This window comes from Mesorhizobium sp. M7A.F.Ca.MR.245.00.0.0 (assembly GCF_003997415.1).
Lineage (GTDB): Bacteria > Pseudomonadota > Alphaproteobacteria > Rhizobiales > Rhizobiaceae > Mesorhizobium.
Genome location: NZ_RZTE01000007.1, coordinates 23,553 through 41,321 on the forward strand (window position 1 = coordinate 23,553; position 17,769 = coordinate 41,321).

At 60.7% G+C, this 17,769-nt stretch carries 16 protein-coding genes and 1 pseudogene (1 of these 17 cut by a window edge); 16 read left to right on the forward strand and 1 reads right to left on the reverse strand.

Annotation, left to right across the window (positions count from 1 at the left end; genetic code table 11):
• The 13 genes and pseudogenes from EOB80_RS10505 to EOB80_RS10565 form a co-directional block, all read left to right on the forward strand.
• Nucleotides 1–29, forward strand: a pseudogene (locus EOB80_RS10505) (Ulp1 family isopeptidase); it begins 3,160 nt to the left of the window's first position.
• A 541-nt stretch (nucleotides 30–570) separates the two neighbouring features.
• On the forward strand, nucleotides 571–2,595 hold the full coding sequence (locus EOB80_RS10510) for a conjugal transfer protein TraG (RefSeq protein ID WP_024502848.1): 2,025 nt from the start codon (nucleotides 571–573) through the stop codon (nucleotides 2,593–2,595).
• A gap of 116 nt (nucleotides 2,596–2,711) precedes the next feature.
• Entirely contained in the window at nucleotides 2,712–3,125 is a 414-nt protein-coding gene (locus EOB80_RS10515) for a CopG family transcriptional regulator (RefSeq protein WP_095488561.1), read from the forward strand.
• Nucleotides 3,122–4,090: a P-type conjugative transfer ATPase TrbB gene (gene trbB / locus EOB80_RS10520; RefSeq protein ID WP_024502850.1), complete on the forward strand. Its 969-nt coding sequence runs from the start codon at nucleotides 3,122–3,124 to the stop codon at nucleotides 4,088–4,090. Before EOB80_RS10515 ends, trbB begins: the two co-directional genes overlap by 4 nt.
• Nucleotides 4,091–4,102: 12 nt before the next feature.
• Nucleotides 4,103–4,411 carry a TrbC/VirB2 family protein gene (locus EOB80_RS10525; protein WP_126057781.1) on the forward strand — a complete coding sequence of 103 codons (309 nt, stop codon included), beginning with the start codon at nucleotides 4,103–4,105 and terminating at the stop codon, nucleotides 4,409–4,411.
• Nucleotides 4,411–4,683 carry a VirB3 family type IV secretion system protein gene (locus EOB80_RS10530; RefSeq protein WP_024502852.1) on the forward strand — a complete coding sequence of 91 codons (273 nt, stop codon included), beginning with the start codon at nucleotides 4,411–4,413 and terminating at the stop codon, nucleotides 4,681–4,683. The genes EOB80_RS10525 and EOB80_RS10530 overlap by 1 nt, the downstream gene beginning before the upstream one ends.
• Nucleotides 4,677–7,127 (forward strand): conjugal transfer protein TrbE, encoded by a 2,451-nt coding sequence (gene trbE / locus EOB80_RS10535; protein ID WP_126057782.1) that lies wholly within the window; start codon nucleotides 4,677–4,679, stop codon nucleotides 7,125–7,127. Before EOB80_RS10530 ends, trbE begins: the two co-directional genes overlap by 7 nt.
• Nucleotides 7,124–7,849, forward strand: coding sequence for a P-type conjugative transfer protein TrbJ (gene trbJ / locus EOB80_RS10540; protein WP_024502854.1), 726 nt, complete (start codon nucleotides 7,124–7,126; stop codon nucleotides 7,847–7,849). The genes trbE and trbJ overlap by 4 nt, the downstream gene beginning before the upstream one ends.
• A 33-nt stretch (nucleotides 7,850–7,882) precedes the next feature.
• Nucleotides 7,883–9,205 (forward strand): P-type conjugative transfer protein TrbL, encoded by a 1,323-nt coding sequence (gene trbL / locus EOB80_RS10545; protein ID WP_127317705.1) that lies wholly within the window; start codon nucleotides 7,883–7,885, stop codon nucleotides 9,203–9,205.
• Complete coding sequence (gene trbF / locus EOB80_RS10550; protein ID WP_126063930.1) at nucleotides 9,206–9,937, forward strand: conjugal transfer protein TrbF; 732 nt, start codon at nucleotides 9,206–9,208, stop codon at nucleotides 9,935–9,937.
• A gap of 1 nt (nucleotide 9,938) precedes the next feature.
• Nucleotides 9,939–10,964 (forward strand): P-type conjugative transfer protein TrbG, encoded by a 1,026-nt coding sequence (gene trbG / locus EOB80_RS10555; RefSeq protein WP_127232321.1) that lies wholly within the window; start codon nucleotides 9,939–9,941, stop codon nucleotides 10,962–10,964.
• A complete protein-coding gene (locus EOB80_RS10560) occupies nucleotides 10,961–12,175 on the forward strand; it encodes a TrbI/VirB10 family protein (RefSeq protein WP_126057785.1) in 1,215 nt (404 codons plus the stop codon). The genes trbG and EOB80_RS10560 overlap by 4 nt, the downstream gene beginning before the upstream one ends.
• Before the next feature lie 12 nt (nucleotides 12,176–12,187).
• Nucleotides 12,188–12,430 (forward strand): DUF2274 domain-containing protein, encoded by a 243-nt coding sequence (locus tag EOB80_RS10565; RefSeq protein WP_126057786.1) that lies wholly within the window; start codon nucleotides 12,188–12,190, stop codon nucleotides 12,428–12,430.
• Nucleotides 12,431–12,665: 235 nt separating this feature from the next.
• Here the strand turns inward: EOB80_RS10565 and hemN are convergent, their stop codons facing one another.
• Nucleotides 12,666–14,015: an oxygen-independent coproporphyrinogen III oxidase gene (hemN, locus tag EOB80_RS10570; protein WP_126059321.1), complete on the reverse strand. Its 1,350-nt coding sequence runs from the start codon at nucleotides 14,013–14,015 to the stop codon at nucleotides 12,666–12,668.
• 152 nt (nucleotides 14,016–14,167) lie between these two features.
• Between hemN and EOB80_RS10575 the strand changes: the two genes are divergently transcribed.
• From EOB80_RS10575 to ccoO, 3 genes are all read left to right on the forward strand, one after another.
• Entirely contained in the window at nucleotides 14,168–14,911 is a 744-nt protein-coding gene (locus tag EOB80_RS10575; protein WP_126057787.1) for a Crp/Fnr family transcriptional regulator, read from the forward strand.
• Nucleotides 14,912–15,407: 496 nt separating this feature from the next.
• The gene (gene ccoN / locus EOB80_RS10580) at nucleotides 15,408–17,027 is read left to right on the forward strand and encodes a cytochrome-c oxidase, cbb3-type subunit I (RefSeq protein WP_126057788.1); all 1,620 of its coding nucleotides are present in this window, start codon (nucleotides 15,408–15,410) and stop codon (nucleotides 17,025–17,027) included.
• On the forward strand, nucleotides 17,027–17,758 hold the full coding sequence (ccoO, locus tag EOB80_RS10585; RefSeq protein ID WP_126057789.1) for a cytochrome-c oxidase, cbb3-type subunit II: 732 nt from the start codon (nucleotides 17,027–17,029) through the stop codon (nucleotides 17,756–17,758). Before ccoN ends, ccoO begins: the two co-directional genes overlap by 1 nt.
• Nucleotides 17,759–17,769 lie beyond the last annotated feature (11 nt).

Consider the following 17,769-nt stretch of genomic DNA (forward strand, 5'->3'; position numbering starts at 1 on the left):
GGAAGACGAGCCTGCCTCCCCACCAATGATGGCGTTCGAGCCAGGGGAACTGCGGCAGCTGTTGGAGGATGAACCCGCTTCCCCATCGATGATGGCGTTCGAGCCAGGGGAACTGCGGCAACTGTTGGAGGATGAACCCGCTTCCCCACCGATGATGGCGTTCGAGCCAGGGGAACTGCGGCAACTGTTGGAAGACGAGCCTGCCTCCCCACCAATGATGGCGTTCGAGCCAGGGGAACTGCGGCAACTGTTGAATGATGAGCCTGCCTCCACTTGGGCACAAATCAATTCGACCCCACATGCGCGAGCGGACGGTGTTCATCAGCCAGCCCAGGCGCCCTGGCTCCCTGAACGCAGAAGATAACTTTGCGGAGGAGCGGTCACGCAACTGTCGGCGGCGCCGGGCCTCAGGGTGAATGGAGAGGATGGTGTCGCGTGAAGGCGCAACACGCGTGCTGACCGACCTGCATAGTAGGAAGTCGTTCATTGCTCCCAAATCGTATGTGAGGAACATTCCTGTCCCGGCTGCACCGCGCGATGCTAGGTCGCGTTGTTCAGCGGGCCAAGCCGATGACACCTACGAAGCTACTGATCGGGCAGATCGCCGTTGTGTGCGCAATTGTCATTATCGGCGTATGGACGGCAACCCAATGGTGCGCTCAAATGCTGACCTACCAGACGCCTCTCGGCGCACCATGGTTTCTCTTCGCCGGCTGGCCAATCTACAAGCCGTGGAAGCTGTTTGAATGGTGGTTCCACTTCGATGCTTATGCGCCGGAGGTCTTCGACAAAGCCGGTACGCTTGCAGGCGCCAGCGGATTCCTGGGCTGTGCCGCCGCAATCGCAGGCTCGCTTTTGCGCGCGCGACAGCGCGGGTCGGTTACGACCTATGGGTCTTCACGGTGGGCCACGACTCATGAGGTCGAGACGGCAGGGTTGTTACGGCCGGCGGGCGTTTTCCTCGGTAGGCTGAACGATCGCTATCTGCGCCATGACGGCCCGGAGCACGTCATGGCATTTGCGCCGACGCGTTCGGGCAAGGGCGTGGGGCTGGTTGTTCCAACGCTACTTTCCTGGACCGGGTCTGCCATCATTCATGATATAAAAGGCGAAAATTGGCAGTTGACCTCCGGCTGGCGGTCGAAATTCTCGTACTGCCTTCTGTTCAATCCGACCGACCCGAGATCGGCACGCTACAACCCGCTGCTGGAGGTGCGCAAAGGCCCAGATGAGATCCGGGACGTTCAAAACATCGCCGACATCCTCGTCGATCCCGAGGGCGCGCTGGAGCGACGGAACCACTGGGAGAAGACCAGCCATTCACTCCTAGTTGGCGCCATTTTGCACGTGCTCTACGCTGAAGAGGACAAGACGCTAGCCCGCGTCGCCACCTTCCTGTCGGACCCGCAACGCTCGTTTGCCGCAACGCTACGGCGGATGATGACGACAAACCATCTCGGGACGGGGCATAACCCTCAGGTCCATCCCGTAGTGGCCTCGGCGGCTCGCGAACTCCTGAACAAGTCGGAAAACGAGCGCTCAGGCGTCCTCTCGACCGCCATGTCCTTTCTTGGGCTTTATCGTGATCCAACGGTCGCGGCGGCCACTTCGTCCTGCGACTGGCGCATCGCTGACCTAGTGGATGGAGAGCGACCGCTGTCGCTCTATCTGGTCGTGCCGCCTTCGGATATCTCGCGCACCAAGCCTTTGGTGCGACTGATCTTGAACCAGATCGGCAGGCGGTTGACGGAGCGTCTGGAGGGGGACCCGAAGAAGAGCCGTAAGCATCAGCTGCTCATGATGCTGGACGAGTTTCCGGCGCTCGGTCGCCTCGACTTCTTCGAAACGGCGCTCGCCTTCATGGCAGGTTATGGCATTCGCTCCTATCTGATCGCACAATCTTTGAACCAGGTTTCAAAGGCCTATGGCGAGAACAATGCTATTCTCGACAATTGCCACGTGCGAATTGCCTTTTCCTCCAATGACGAACGCACGGCCAAGCGCATCTCGGATGCCCTCGGCACCGCAACCGAACTTAGGTCGATGCGCAACTATGCGGGCCATCGGCTTGCGCCCTGGCTTTCACATGTCATGGTGAGCCGCCAGGAAACCGCGCGCCCGCTCCTGACGCCAGGCGAGGTGATGCAATTGCCGCCGTCAGACGAATTGGTCCTGGTTTCTGGGTTGCCGCCGATCCGCGCCAAGAAGCTGCGCTATTATCAGGATCAGAATTTCACAGATCGGGTGCTGCCTGCGCCGGTGCTGCACGACGGACCCTATGCGGACTGCCCTGCATCACGCCCGGACGGCTGGACTGGACAAGTGTGCAGCGTCGATAGCCGACTTGCTGCGGACGAGGAAAGCGCCGACGCGCCAGTTGAAGACGAGGGAGGCGTTCAGCAGCAACGCCATCCAAGCCTGCCCGAAGAAGACGTTGTTGTCTCTCAAGAGCCCGATCAGGCCGATCTGTACAAGCCCGCAGACGATGACAGCGAAGCGCTCGCGGACAAGCGTGTCATGGATCGGATTTCCACTGCGGCCCGCGCCTACGGTATCAACGAGGGCAGGGGCGACGATGTCATTCCCGGCTTCTGAAGTCCGCTGAGTTGCAGAGCGCACCTCAGCGTAGATAACGGCCATAAGCAATTTTGAGCGTCTGGCCGATGCTTCTCCCGTCGCCGGCGCAACGCCGGGCCGTCGGAACGAGCCGCATGAAGCCGCACCGCATTCGCCATCAGTTTCTGCTTGAGCCGGAGCTCAGCGAGAAACTGGACAACCTCAGTCGCGATCCGTCAACGACCAAATCAGCGATCGTGGCGAAGGCGATCGAGGCGTTCATCGAGCGGCGTGGCGAGAGCGAGTTCGATCGGCGCTACGGCGTAAGGCTTGACCGGCTCTCCCGCGATCTTGCCCACGTCAGGCGCGATTCCGAGGTGATCCTGGAGAGCCTGGCGCTCTTCATCCGCTTTTCGATCACCCTTCACGCCCACACGCCGGTCCCGGATCGGGCAACGCAGGCTATTGCCCAAGAGCGTTTCGAGAAATTCGTTGAGAAGGTCGGCCGCCAGATCGCTTCCGGCAAAAAGTCGCTTAGCAAAGACAATGGTGGGGGAGGGGAAGGATGAGCTCTCATCCCGAGGCCGACCACCGGCGGCGTGTCATGCTGCGCACCGCCATGGGTCCGGCAATCACCGAAGCCCTGGCCGATCCGTCCGTCATCGAGGTGATGGTCAATCCCGACGGCGCGCTGCGACTCGACCGGTTAGGCGAAGGTCGGGTCGATACCGACGTTCACATGCACCCGTCCGAGGCAGAACGTATCATCCGCCTGGTTGCTTCGCACGTGCGCGCCGAGGCGCACGCCGACAACCCGATCGTCAGTGCCGAATTGCCGTCTGGCGAACGCTTCGAAGGCCTGCTGCCACCTGTGGTGTTGGCGCCATGTTTTGCCATCCGCAAGCCCGCCGCGAAAGTCTACACCCTGGCCGACTATGTTGCCGAACGCATCATGCTGCCGCTGCAGGCCGATGCGCTGAAAAAGGCCGTCCGCGAGCGGCGCAACATGCTGATCGCCGGCGGCACTTCCTCGGGGAAGACAACACTCGCCAACGCTCTGCTTGCTGAAGTCGCCGAATGCGACGATCGGGTGATCCTGATCGAGGACACACGCGAACTGCAGTGCGCGGCCAGGGACTGCGTTGCCCTGAGAACAAGGCGGGGCTCGGTCACCCTTGCCGATCTCGTGCGCTCGACGCTGAGGCTCAGGCCGGACCGCATCATCGTGGGCGAGGTGAGGGGCGCGGAAGCGCTCGACATGCTGAAGGCATGGAACACCGGGCACCCAGGCGGCATCGCTACCGTACACGCCAATTCCGCGCGCTCGGCTCTCTATCGCATTGAGCAACTCGCCCAGGAAGCGGTGGTCACCGTTCCCCGCCGGCTCATCGCTGAGGCGATAGATCTGATCGTCTTCATAGCGGGACGCGGCTCGTCGCGCCACATCGACGCAATCGCCGAGGTCACCGGTCTCGACGGCAGCGGCGATTACGCCGTTGCCCCGCTCACGCTTTCGCAACTCCAGCAGCTTTGAAAGGCCTTCCTCATGCGCAAGAAGCTTCGCTTTCTTTCGTCCACAGCGCTCGCGTTTCTTAACACGGCCCCGGTTTATGCCGCCGGCTCCGGCATGCCGTGGGAGCAGCCGCTGCAGCAGATCCTGGAGTCCGTGCAGGGACCGGTCGCCAAGATCGTTGCGGTGATCATCATTATCACCACCGGCCTGACGCTTGCCTTCGGCGACACCGCCGGTGGTTTTCGGCGCCTGATTCAGATCGTCTTCGGTCTGTCAATCGCCTTCGCGGCATCGAGCTTCTTCCTCTCCTTCTTCTCCTTCGGTGGTGGGGCGCTCGTCTGATGGCCGCCGGGGAGCAGCATATCGAGGGCTTCGCAGTACCGGTCCACCGGGCGCTGACCGAGCCGATCCTGCTCGGCGGGGCTCCGCGCGCGGTGGCGATCCTCAACGGTACAGTGGCCGCGGCCATTGGCTTCGGCTTGCAGCAATGGATTGCTGGTCTGGTGCTTTGGATCGCAGGCCACTCGTTAGCGGTGTTTGCCGCAAGACGCGATCCGGACTTCGCCAGCGTGCTTGTGCGCCACCTACGTCTGAAGGGGTGGCTTGCATGCTGAACCTTTCGGAATATCGAAGCAAAGCCGACCGGCTTGCCGACCATCTACCCTGGGCTGCCTTGGTGGCGCCCGGCATCGTGCTCAACAAGGACGGCAGCTTTCAGCGGACGTTGCGGTTCCGCGGCCCGGATCTCGAAAGTGCGACGGAGGCTGAACTCGTCGGCATTTGCGCCCGGGCGAACAATGCTCTCAGACGCCTTGGCTCTGGCTGGGCATTGTTCTTTGAGGCCGAGCGCACAGAAGCGCTGGGCTATCCGAACTCGCATTTTCCTGACGCCGCGTCGTGGCTGGTCGACGAAGAACGCCGCGCTGCTTTCGAGGGGAAGGTAGCGCACTACGAGAGCCGCTATCATCTGACCTTGGTGTTTATGCCACCGCCGGACGCCCAGGCGCGCGCAGAAAGCGCGCTCGTCGACTCTCATTATTCCCGAGGAGAAAGAGACTGGCGCCAGGATCTGGCGAGGTTCCGTGACGAGACCAACCGCGTGCTCGATCTCTTCTCGGGTTTCATGTCCGAAGTACGCGTCCTCGATGATGCTCAGACGTTGACCTACCTCCACGGCACGATTTCGCCTCGTCGCCATCCTATCATGGCCCCGGAAACGCCGATATATCTGGATGCAATCCTGGTCGATGCGCCGCTTACCGGTGGCCTGGAGCCGATGCTGGGTGAGCAGCATCTTCGCACACTGACCATCCTCGGCTTTCCGAACCTCACCCGGCCCGGAATCCTCGATACCCTCAATCATCAGGATTTCGCCTATCGCTGGATGACGCGCTTCATTCCGCTCGAGAAAACGGAAGCCACGAAGACGCTGACGCGATTGCGCCGGCAGTGGTTTGCCAAGCGCAAATCGATCGTGGCAATCCTACGCGAGGTCATTACCAACGAGCCGGTCCCGCTTGTCGATAACGATGCCGACAACAAGGCGCTCGATGCCGACGAAGCCCTTCAGGCATTGGGCGGTGATCATGTGAGTTTCGGCTATCTCACCACCACCGTGACCGTGTGGGGCGAGGATCGCCAAGCCGCTGCAGAGAAGCTTCGCGCGGTCGAGCGCATCATCAATGGGCTCGGCTTCACCACGATCCGAGAAGGCGTCAATGCGGTCGAGGCTTGGCTCGGCTCATTGCCTGGCCATGTCTACGCTAACGTTCGCCAACCGCTCGTTCATACATTGAACCTTGCCCATCTCATGCCGCTGTCGTCGGTTTGGGCCGGTCCTGCGACAAACGAGCATCTCGCGAAAGTCACCCAAACCGAAGCGCCACCGCTTTTCGTTGCCGAGACCAGTGGGTCGACACCGTTTCGGCTTTCCACCCACGTCGAAGATGTCGGCCACATGCTGGTTGTTGGTCCGACCGGCGCCGGCAAGTCGGTTCTGCTTGCTCTGATTGCTCTGCAGTTCAGGCGCTATGCCGGCGCCCAGGTTTATGTCTTCGACAAAGGCAATTCGGCCCGTGCTGCAACACTTGCCATGGGTGGAGAACACCACGCGCTAGGAGCGGACGGTTCCCTTGCCTTTCAGCCACTGCGCAGCATCAACGACCAGGCTAGCCGAAGCTGGGCGGCCGAATGGATCGCCAGCCTTGTTGCCCACGAGAACGTCACCGTCACGCCGGAGGTGAAGGAGGCTATTTGGTCAGCGCTGGCCAGCCTTGCCACCGCGCCGGCGCAGGAACGCACACTGACCGGTCTTTCGGTCCTGCTTCAATCCAATGCGCTGAAGACCGCATTGATGCCCTACACGCTCGACGGTCCCTTCGGCCGCCTGCTCGATGCCGATCATGATGGGCTGGCCTTGTCGGATGTGCAGTGTTTCGAGACCGAGGAGTTAATGCACAGCCAAGGCGCTTTGCTGCCGGTGCTTACCTATCTGTTCCAGCGACTTGAGGAACGGTTCGACGGACGGCCCACGCTGATCATGCTCGACGAGGCGTGGGTCTATCTCGACAATCCGCTGTTCGCCGCCCGCATCCGCGAATGGCTGAAGGTGCTGCGAAAGAAGAACGTGTCGGTTGTCTTCGCTACGCAGTCGCTGGCTGATATCGCGGGCTCTGGCATAGCGCCGGCAATCATCGAAAGCTGCCCGCAGCGCATTTTCCTTCCCAATGATCGTGCCGTGGAACCCCAGGCGCGCACAGCCTACGAGCGCTTCGGTTTAAGCGAGCGGCAGATCGAATTGATCGCCCGCGCCACGCCGAAGCGTCAGTATTATCTGCAATCGCGCCGCGGCAACCGTCTGTTCGAGCTCGAGCTTGGCCCCATCGCTCTTGCGCTTTGCGGTGCTTCCGATCCGGCCACGCAGACTCTGATCGACAGGATCATGTCCGAAGACGGGCAAGGCAGCTTTGCCTCGCAGTTCCTGATCGCGCGCGGCCTCGATTGGGCCGGCGAACTTCTCAAGCAATTCCCTCAACCAGACAAGGAGCAATTCTCATGATGCGGCGACGCCTTCTCTCCGGCCTGATCACCGTTTCCCTGATCGCCAAGCCTATGGCCGACTATGTGCAGCCCGCCTACGCCCTTATCGTGTTCGATCCGTCCAATTATGCGCAGAACGTGCTGACGGCCGCGCGCGCATTGGAGCAGATCAACAACCAGATCCAGTCGCTGCAGAATCAGGCGACCATGCTGCAGAACATGGCGCGCAATCTTCAGCGTCTGGATTTCTCTTCCGTTGGCCAACTCACCGGTTCACTCCATCGCATCGACGGCTTGATGGACCAGGCGAGTGGCCTCAGCTTTGATCTGGGCAAGCTTCAAGACCAGTGGCGCAGCCAATATCCGGAAAGCTACGACGCCACGATCAAAGTCAGCGATGTGGCGAGTGCTGCGCGGGAGCGTTGGCAAACCGCCATGCAGGCGTTCCGCCAGACCATGGGTGTCCAGTCGCAAATCGTCGAGAACGTCCGCGCCGACGGCGATCTGCTCGCCGATCTCGTCAACCGCAGCCAAGGGGCGGCCGGTGCGCTTCAGGCAAGCCAGGCCACCAACCAGCTGATGGCGCTTTCGACAAAACAGCAGATGCAGATCCAGACGCTGCTCGCAACGCAGTTTCGAGCTGAGGCCGAGGATGCCGCCCGCAAGGCCCAGTCAGACGAAGCCGCCCGCGAGATGACGAAGCGGTTCTTGGGTACCGGCTCGGCTTATCCCGGCAATTAATCACGAGTTCATCACGACGAGAAAGGCAGCGGCATGAACGACCTTGGCGTCATCGATCGCTTCATGGAGACCTTCATCCGCTACATCGACAGCGGGTTCGGTCTGCTATCGGGCGACCTCGCCTTCCTCACTACCATTCTGATCGGCATTGACATCACACTTGCCGGCCTGGCGTGGGCGCTCGGCGACGAAACCAGCGTTCTCGGCCGGCTTGTCCGCAAGGTGCTCTATGTTGGCGTCTTCGCCTTCATTCTGAACAATTTCAAGAACCTCGCCGATATCGTTTATCGTTCTTTTGCCGGTCTCGGGATTAAGGCGTCGGCCGGCAATCTGTCGGCAGACAATCTCTTGCGCCCGGGCCGCATTGCCGCGACCGGTTTCGAAGGTGCTTGGCCAATGCTTGACCAAGCCAGTCAGCTCCTGGGCTTCCCGGAAATCTTCGGCAACGCACTGACCATCTTCGTGCTGCTGATGGCCTGGTTCCTGGTTATCATCGCCTTCTTCATCCTTTCCATCCAGCTTTTCATCACCATCCTAGAGTTCAAGCTCGCCACGCTGGCAGGTTTTGTTTTGGTTCCATTCGCACTTTGGAACCGTTCAGCGTTCCTGGCCGAACGCGTGCTCGGCCATGTTATCTCGTCAGGCATCAAGGTGATGGTGCTCGCCGTCATTGTCGGTATCGGCTCCACGCTCTTCGGGGAGTTCGCTTCCGCATTGCAAGGCAAGGAGCCGGATCTTGCCGGTGCCATGTCCCAGGTACTGGGCGCACTGGCACTGCTTGGCCTTGGCATTTTTGGGCCGGGGATCGCGTCGGGTCTCGTCTCAGGCGCACCGCAGCTTGGGGCGGGCGCCGCCCTCGGCACGACCGCGGCGGCAGCGGGTGTATCACTCGTTGCTGGAGGCACAGCATTTGCTGGCGCGCGTATGGCAACCAGCGGCGGTCTCGCCGCCATCCGAGCCGGCACAACAATGGGATCGGCTGCTTCCACGTCATGGCAGATCGGGCGCGCAACCTCGCCCGACGCTGGCCTCTCCGGTGTGGCTGCTGGAATGCATGGTGTAACCAGTGCAGCTGGCGGCGCCGCTATACGCATAGCGCGATCCGCCACTGCAAGTGTTGGGCGCAACGCCGATGCCGGGCGCGATGCCGCGTGGACCGCGACCGGCGGCGCGCCGACAGCGTCAATGACCGAACGCTCTGCCGGTTCGGCCACTGTTTCGGCGCCGACGTGGGCAAGGCGCCTACGTTCTGAACAGACCGCCCGGGCAAATCGCCACGCTGCCATGCAAGCTGTCCGAGACGGAGACCGGCCGGGAGGCAGCGCCAACCCCTCTCTCAACGACAAGGATGACTAGATGCTCTTCAAGCGACCCGTGCACCGTTACGGCAAAACACCCGAACCGGTCACGCCGTATCAAAAAGCCGCCCAACTGTGGGACGAGCGCATCGGCTCATCTCGACTGCAGGCCAGGAACTGGCGGATCATGGCCCTTGGCTGCCTGGCCTTGGCGACCGGGCTTTCCGGCGGACTCGTATGGCAGTCGATGCAAAGCCGTGTCGTGCCTTATGTCGTCGAGGTCGATGGCTTCGGCGAGACGCGCGCCGTCGCGCCGGCGGTCCGGAATTATGAGCCCTCGGATGCTCAGATCGCCTGGCATCTCGGCCGCTTCATCCAGAATGTCCGTTCCGTTTCCACCGATCCGGTTTTGGTTCGGCAGAACTGGTTGGCAGCGTACGACTTTGCTAGCGATCGCGCAGCGCTCTTCCTCAACGAATACGCCAAGGCGAACGACCCCTTCGGTCAGATCGGAACGCGCAGTGTTTCGGTACAGGTCACCAGCGTGGTCAGAGCCTCCGAAAGTTCATTCCAGGTCAAATGGACCGAGCAGGTGTTTGAGCGCGGAAGCCTTGCCAGCACGATGCGCTGGACTGCGATCCTCACGATCGTGATCCGCTCGCCAAGCAATACGGATCAGCTGCGCAAGAATCCGCTCGGCGTCTTCATCAATGCCATTGACTGGTCACGCGAGCTCGACAGCGCCGTCCCAGCCCCCCTTTCTCCGACGGAGTCCACCAATGAAAGGTAAAATGTCACCGATTCGTGCCGTGCTGATCCTATCGGTGTCGGCAGCGGTCGTTTCCGCTTGTGCATCGAAGAAGGTGCCGCCGCCTGAGATTTCCTATGACGCTGCCGACTTCAAACCGGCCGCGATCGAAAAAGCGCCGGAGAGGCCGATTAGAATTGTCGAGGTGCCAAAACCACTGCCGCTGCCTGGCCAAATGCAGCCCGAGCCCGGCAAGGCCGAGGACAAGCGCCCTCCTGAAGAACGCGTCGCTGATGCCAACAAAGCCGCGACCCAGCAACCCACCAAGTACGGGTATGTTAATGCAGTGCAAGTCTACCCCTTCACCGATGGCGCGCTTTATCAACTCTATGCCGCGCCGGAGCGCGTGACCGACATCGCTCTGCAGCCGGGCGAGAAACTAACCGCCGTGTCGGCTGGCGACACCGTGCGCTGGGTCATTGGCGATACCGCAAGCGGCACCGGTGACAATCAGCGCACCCATGTTCTGGTAAAACCCTTCGCGCCGGGTCTTGCCACCAATGTCGTCATTACGACGGACCGGCGGACCTATCATTTGCAGCTTCAAAGCACCGAGAAGACCGCAATGGCGGCAATCTCCTGGACCTACAGCCAAGACCAGATCATCGCGCTTCGCCAGCGCAATGCTCAAGCCGAGGCAGTTACACCGGTCGCGTCGAACATCGCGCTCGAAAACCTTCGCTTTCGCTACTCAATCAGTGGCGACACACCGCCCTGGAGACCGACGCGAGCCTTCGACGACGGCAGCAAGGTCTATATTGAGTTCCCTCGTCGCATAGATCAGGGCGAGGCGCCACCACTCTTCATCGTCGGCGCAGATGGGAGCAGCGAGCTCGTCAACTATCGCGTGCGCGGCAACTATTACATCGTCGATCGGCTCTTCGCCGCGGCCGAACTTCGCCTCGGCACCAAGCGGCAGCAGGTGATCCGCATCAGCAGGATTGACGGCAGGCAACCGCAACGGCGGATCTCGCTCTTTCGCGGCAGCCGGCGAGGTGAGGGCTCATGATCGAAAATTCCCGCTCTGGCATCCCGCCGAAACTGGATCCCGAGGAACTGCAGCTTCGGGCCTCTCCCCGCCGCGTGGTGCGGTTCAGGCGCGGTGTGATCATCGCTATCGCAGCGCTCGGATCCGGCGCTGTCTTCGGCGTTACCATGATCGCCCTCCAGGGGCCGGCCCTTCGCATCAGGGATCAGGCGGAAGATCTCTACAACACTGAGCGCAAACCAACCGCCGAGGGACTCGATACGCTTCCCCATGACTATTCCGGCATGAAGCCAAAGCCTCCCGTCCTTGGGCTACCTTTGCCGGGCGACCTCGGCCGCCCCATCCTCGAGCGGCAGCGCCAGCTCGGCATCGTGCCGGGCCAAGACATCTCGGCCGAGGAGCAGCGTCTAGCGCAGCAGGCGATCGAAGCGCGTGAATCGCGGGTGCTTTTCCGCGTCGAAAATCGAGCTCAACAGACAGATGTCGGAGAGAGCGTGCAAACTGCTCAGCATCCATTTGAGGCGCTTCCCCAATCCGAAGCAGGACGCGCGTCAGCCTCGGTGGCGGCGGCGGAAGGCGACCAGAACAATCAGCAGCGAAAGCTTGATTTTCTCAGCCAGCGGAGCACTGGCGGGATCTACAATCCGCATGCGCTTCAGACGCCGATCTCGCCATATCAACTGATGGCTGGCAGCGTGATTGCCGCCAGCCTGATCACCGGCATCAATTCCGATTTGCCGGGCCTTGTCGTCGCGCAAGTCACCGAAAATGTGCACGACACGGTCACGGGCAACATATTGCTGATTCCGCAGGGCTCACGTCTTATCGGCGTCTACGACAGCGTCGTCGCGTTCGGGCAAAAGCGAGCGCTGCTGGTCTGGCAGCGCATTCTGCTGCCCGACGGCTCGTCGGCCGAAATCGACAATCTGCCCGCGAGCGACACCGCCGGCTACGCAGGGCTGGAAGACAAAGTCGATTTCCACACTTGGCAGATGATCAAGGGAGTGGCGCTTGCCACATTGCTCGGTGTCGGCACAGAATTCAGCCTCGGCGAAAACGAGAGCGATCTGGTCAAGGCGATCCGGGAATCAGCCCAGCAGAACGCCAGTCGAGCCGGCCAGCGCATCACCGAAAAAAACCTCAATATCCAGCCCACCATCGTCGTCCGCCCAGGTTGGCCACTGCGCGTCATCGTGCACAAGGACATCGTGCTGCGGCCATACGCCAGTTGAGCAGGAGTTATCATGGCTGACCTGAAACTTGGAAAACTTCCGGACCGAACAGCTTCGAAGATCACCATTACCGTCAGCGCGGAGCTGAGCCAAACACTCAAGGAGTATGCTGCACTTTACCGTCAGACCTATGGTCAGTCTGAAACCGTGGCAGAACTCATCCCTTTCATGCTGGCGGCGTTTCTGGAAGGCGACCGAGCCTTTGCCAGGGCCAGAAAAGAACGTCTGCCGACGGAGCTTGCCGGAAAATCGTGACTCCTCCGCTAGGGCAGCTGGAACATTGCCTAGCTGTCGCGACCTACCTGCTCCTCGCGAAGCATAGGATCAAACCCCTTGGAATGTAGGTATGCGCAAGAGAGGATGTGGAAGGAGATACCGCGCAACAGCCTAAGTTTGCATTTTCGATTTGATGCGGTAGTCGCCTATGAGCGGTCAAAACGAACGCAGCTGGTTCGCCGATCGACCAAACGGCGAGCGCACTGTGCTTTGCTCAGACCGCCACCGAGTGCCTCGCCGTTCCCCCTTTGAAATATGTATCGAACTTGGCCGCGATGGTTCGAATGAAGGGGCGACTTTCAGTCCGTACGAGGAAACTGTCACCATCGAATTCAAGCGCTCGGGCAGGATCGTGGAGTGCGATGGACCTCGAGCGATGAAGGAGCTGCTCGCCGGCTTTGCCGAACCGCTCCACCAGATCGACTGCCGAGAAGGCAAAATCACACATCAGCCGCTCGATGATCCAGCCACGGACGCGATCGTCGTCGGAAAGGGCAACGCCGCGGACGGCAGCCAACCCGCCATCCGCAACCATGCGCCCGTACCCGGCAGTCGAAGCCATGTTTTGCACGTAGCCTTGGCGAAAACGACCGATGGACGAAGGGCCAAGTCCGATCAGTGTCGGGCAGCGATCCTCAGTGTAGCCCTGAAAATTGCGATGCAAAACTCCTGCGCGGGCCGCTATGGCCAGCGCATCGTCGGGCTTCGCGAAATGATCGAGTCCTATTGCCTCATATCCCTTGGCGACAATTGCCCGCGCCGCGAGTTGAGATTGGGCGAAACGCTCAGTGGGACTCGGCAGCCATGCCTCGTCGATCATCGTCTGATGCTTCTTGAACCAGGGCACATGTGCGTAGCCGAACAGGGCCATCCGGTCTGGCTCCAAGGTCAGTGCCTGCGCCACCGTGGAACAGATCGTCTCGCGTGTCTGATTCGGGAGCCCGTAGAGCAGGTCCAGATTGACCGATTCGACGCCCCGCGAACGAACCCCGTCGACGACTGCCTTGGTCTGCAAAAAACTCTGCTCACGATTAATTGCTTTTTGCACTTGCGGATCGAAATCCTGCACGCCGAGGCTCGCCCGGGTTACGCCGATTTGAGCAAGTGCATCAAGGCGCGCCTTGTCCATGTCGTTGGTTTCGATTTCGATGCTGACCGTAGCATCCGGGAGAAAGTCGAAGCTGTCCCGCAAGGCCGCTCCAAGAGCAACCATATCATCGGGCCTCAGAATAGTTGGCGAACCGCCACCGAAGTGGATTGCACGGACATGTGCCTTGCCGCTCAGCAGACCGGCAATCGTGACGATTTCGGCATTCAGCGAGCGCAGATAAGCGGCCACCGGCTCATATTGGTGCGTCTGCTTGGTGTGGCAGGCGCAGAACCAGCAGAGCTTGTCGCAGTAAGGAATGTGCAGGTACAGCGAGATTTCGTCGCCGCTTTCCAGCGTCTCCAACCAGCCACGGTAAATGGCAGCATCGATCCCCGAATGGAAATGCGGCGCCGTCGGATAGCTGGTGTAGCGTGGGACGTTCTCGCTGAGTTTGACAGCTATTTCCGATTGCATCTCGCGTTCACCGTGTTGCCCGCCGGAACACTGCACGCATCGCTGAAGCAGACCCTGATCTCGATCAGCCGCGCTCATGGACAAACCGCCGCAGGATTTCTCTACCCTGGATGGGTATCCTGCCGGCAGTTAGGATCGGGTAAGGCGAACGCATGACCTTTCGGCAAGACATTCATAGTTCCGGCATTCCTGTTCTTTGCTTCCCTTGCGAGGCACGGCGTCGCGGTGTCTGCGGTGCGCTCGATCCAGACAATTTGGTTGGGCTCGCCAAGACTTGCTCGCGTCGCCGGATCGAGTCAGGAATGGAGTTGACCGGCGAGGCACAGAACGTCGACAGCTACTCCAACGTGCTTTCAGGCGTTGTAAAGCTATCAAAGAGCCTGTCGGATGGGCGCCAGCAGATCGTCGGTCTCCAGTTTGCACCGGATTTTCTGGGACGTCCTTTCAAGGTGGAAAGCTCGATCAATGCGGAAGCGGCAACAGCAGTCACGCTGTGTTCGTTTCCGCGAGCGGCCGTCGAACGGATGATGAAGGCGTCACGGGAATTCGAGCATCGCCTGCTCAAACAGACGCTGAATGAACTCGATGAGGCGCGCGAGTGGATGGTGACGCTGGGGCGCAAGACAGCTCCGGAAAAGGTGGCGACTTTTCTCCTCATGATGGCCCGGAATATCGATTCCAGTCTCGATGCGGCTTCCGGGTCGGCGTCCTTCGATCTGCCGCTGACGCGTGTCGAAATGTCTGATTTCCTTGGAATCACCAACGAGACCGTGAGCCGCCAACTGACGCGATTGCGGGCTGACGGGGTGATTCGGATTGAGAACGCACGCCATGTGACGGTGGACAGCATAAGCCGTCTGGAGAAGCGCTGTGGCGGCGGACGCGAGCGGCCCTAAGCGGCGAGGCCATGTCGCATGACTCCGGGGCGGGCCGTGTTTGCCTTTTAATGCGATGTTGCCGCGCCTTCGACGAAGCGGCGTCACGGTCGAGACAAACAGCTTTCGGGCTTTGATAGGAACGTGACCAATCGCCAGGTGTGTTTCGGCACATACCGGCGAAGCATGGTCCTTAATCTGCCACGGCTCGGCGGAACGATCGCGTTCGTTTCCAATGGGATCCGAACAACGTTTGGCAGGGCATCGGCAATAGCATCCAACGCGCGCAGGGCCTCAGCTTTCGCCTCAGCGATCGCGTCTGCGCCCGCCCAACCCAGGGAACGCCTTCCATGAGGGGGGTGAGCCCGCGCTGCGTTCCTCGTTCATTCGCCACCTGCTGATTGCGCCGCCGACACAAAATCTTGCGGCCTGACATAGATCAGGGCGAGGGGGCGGCGGCTGCGCGATTAGTGCGCTGCGGATTTGGCATCCACCAGATTCGAGATCGGGATCTGCAATGAAATTCGGCACAGAGATCGTCCTTCTAAGCGTGTTCGCTTTTGCGGCCCTGGTGGCCGCCGGCTTCGGCGTGGATGAACCTTTCCGCCGACACATGTGGGTGTTGTTCTTCGCAGTGGCTGGTTTCACTGCGATCCTGTTGCGCAACACGGAGTTCAAGCCAGCAGCTCCGATTGACCCATCCGCTTACATGGATGGTCCGATCCGCTACGGCGCGATCGCCACCGTGTTCTGGGGTGTCGTCGGCATGCTGGTCGGCGTGGTGATCGCGCTGCAGCTCGCCTACCCCGATCTCAACATCCAGCCCTGGTTCAATTTCGGTCGTTTGCGGCCGTTGCACACATCCGGTGTCGTCTTCGCCTTCGGCGGCAACGCGCTGCTTTGCACGTCTCTGTATGTCGTGCAGCGCACCTGCCGCGCCCGCCTCTTCGGCCGTGATCTGGCCTGGTTCGTCTTCTGGGGCTACCAGCTGTTCATCGTCATGGCCGCGACCGGCTACCTGCTCGGCATCACCGAGGGCCGCGAGTACGCCGAACCCGAATGGTATGTGGATGTCTGGCTGACCATCGTCTGGGTCGCCTACCTCATTCTGTTCCTTGGCACGATCCTGAAGCGCAAGGAACCGCATATCTACGTGGCCAACTGGTTCTACCTGTCGTTCATCGTCACCATCGCGATGCTGCATGTGGTCAACAACCTGTCCATACCAGTCTCGTTCCTGGGCTCCAAGAGCTACTCCGCCTTTTCAGGGGTCCAGGACGCCTTGACGCAATGGTGGTACGGCCACAACGCGGTCGGCTTCTTTCTCACCGCCGGCTTCCTCGGCATGATGTATTATTTCGTGCCCAAGCAGGCGAACCGGCCAGTCTATTCGTACCGGCTGTCGATCGTCCATTTCTGGGCGATCATCTTTCTCTACATCTGGGCCGGGCCGCATCACCTGCACTACACCGCCTTGCCCGATTGGGCGCAGACGCTCGGCATGGTGTTCTCGATCATGCTGTGGATGCCGTCCTGGGGCGGCATGATCAACGGCCTGATGACGCTCTCCGGCGCCTGGGACAAGCTGCGCACCGATCCGATCATACGCATGATGGTGATGGCCGTCGCCTTCTATGGCATGTCGACCTTCGAAGGCCCCATCATGGCGATCCGGGCGGTCAATTCGCTGTCGCATTATACCGACTGGACCATCGGCCACGTCCATTCGGGCGCGCTCGGCTGGGTTGGCATGATCTCGTTCGGCGCAATCTACTACATGGTGCCGAAGCTCTGGAACCGGCAACGGCTCTACTCGTTGCGGCTGGTCACCTGGCATTTCTGGCTGGCGACACTTGGTATCGTTGTCTACGCCGCGGTGATGTGGGTATCCGGCGTCATGCAGGGCCTGATGTGGCGCGAATACGACGAGCAGGGCTTCCTGGTCTACTCCTTCGCCGAGACCGTCGCCGCCATGCACCCCTACTATGTCATGCGCGCCATCGGTGGGGCCATGTACCTCTCCGGCGCGCTGATCATGGCCTGGAACATCACCAGGACCATCCTCGGCCACCAGCGCGAGGAGGAGCCGATGCCGAGCCCCGTCGCCATCCGACCTGCGCGATCAGGAGCCAGGTAATGGGCTTGATGGACAAACACGCAATCATCGAGAAGAACGCCACGCTTCTTCTCGTTGGCTCGCTGCTCGTGGTGACGGTCGGCGGCATCGTCGAGATCGCGCCTCTCTTCTATCTCGACAATACGATCGAGAAGGTGGAAGGCATGCGCCCCTATTCGCCGCTCGAACTTGTCGGGCGCAACATCTATATGCGCGAGGGCTGCTACCTCTGTCATAGCCAGATGATCAGGCCGTTCCGCGACGAAGTTGAGCGCTATGGCCACTACAGCCTAGCTGCCGAGTCCATGTACGATCACCCCTTCCAGTGGGGATCGAAGCGCACCGGGCCGGATCTCGCCAGAGTTGGCGACCGCTACTCGAATGCATGGCATGTCGCGCATCTTACCGACCCGCGCTCGGTGGTGCCGGAATCGATCATGCCGAGCTATGGGTTCCTGAAAGACACGCCGATCGACGTGAAGGATTTCTCAACGCATCTGGTCGCCAACAGGCTTGTAGCCGTCCCTTACACCGATGACATGATCGTCCACGCCAATGCGGATCTGGCGGCGCAGGCCGATCCCAATGCCGACACATCAGGCCTTGAGGCGCGTTACCCAAAAGCCAAGATCGGCGACTTCGACGGCAACCCGCAACAGGTCACCGAAATGGATGCCCTGCTCGCCTACCTGCAGATGCTTGGCACACTGGTCGACTTCAAAAATTACGACGAAGCCGCCGGCTACCGCTGAGGAGAACGCTG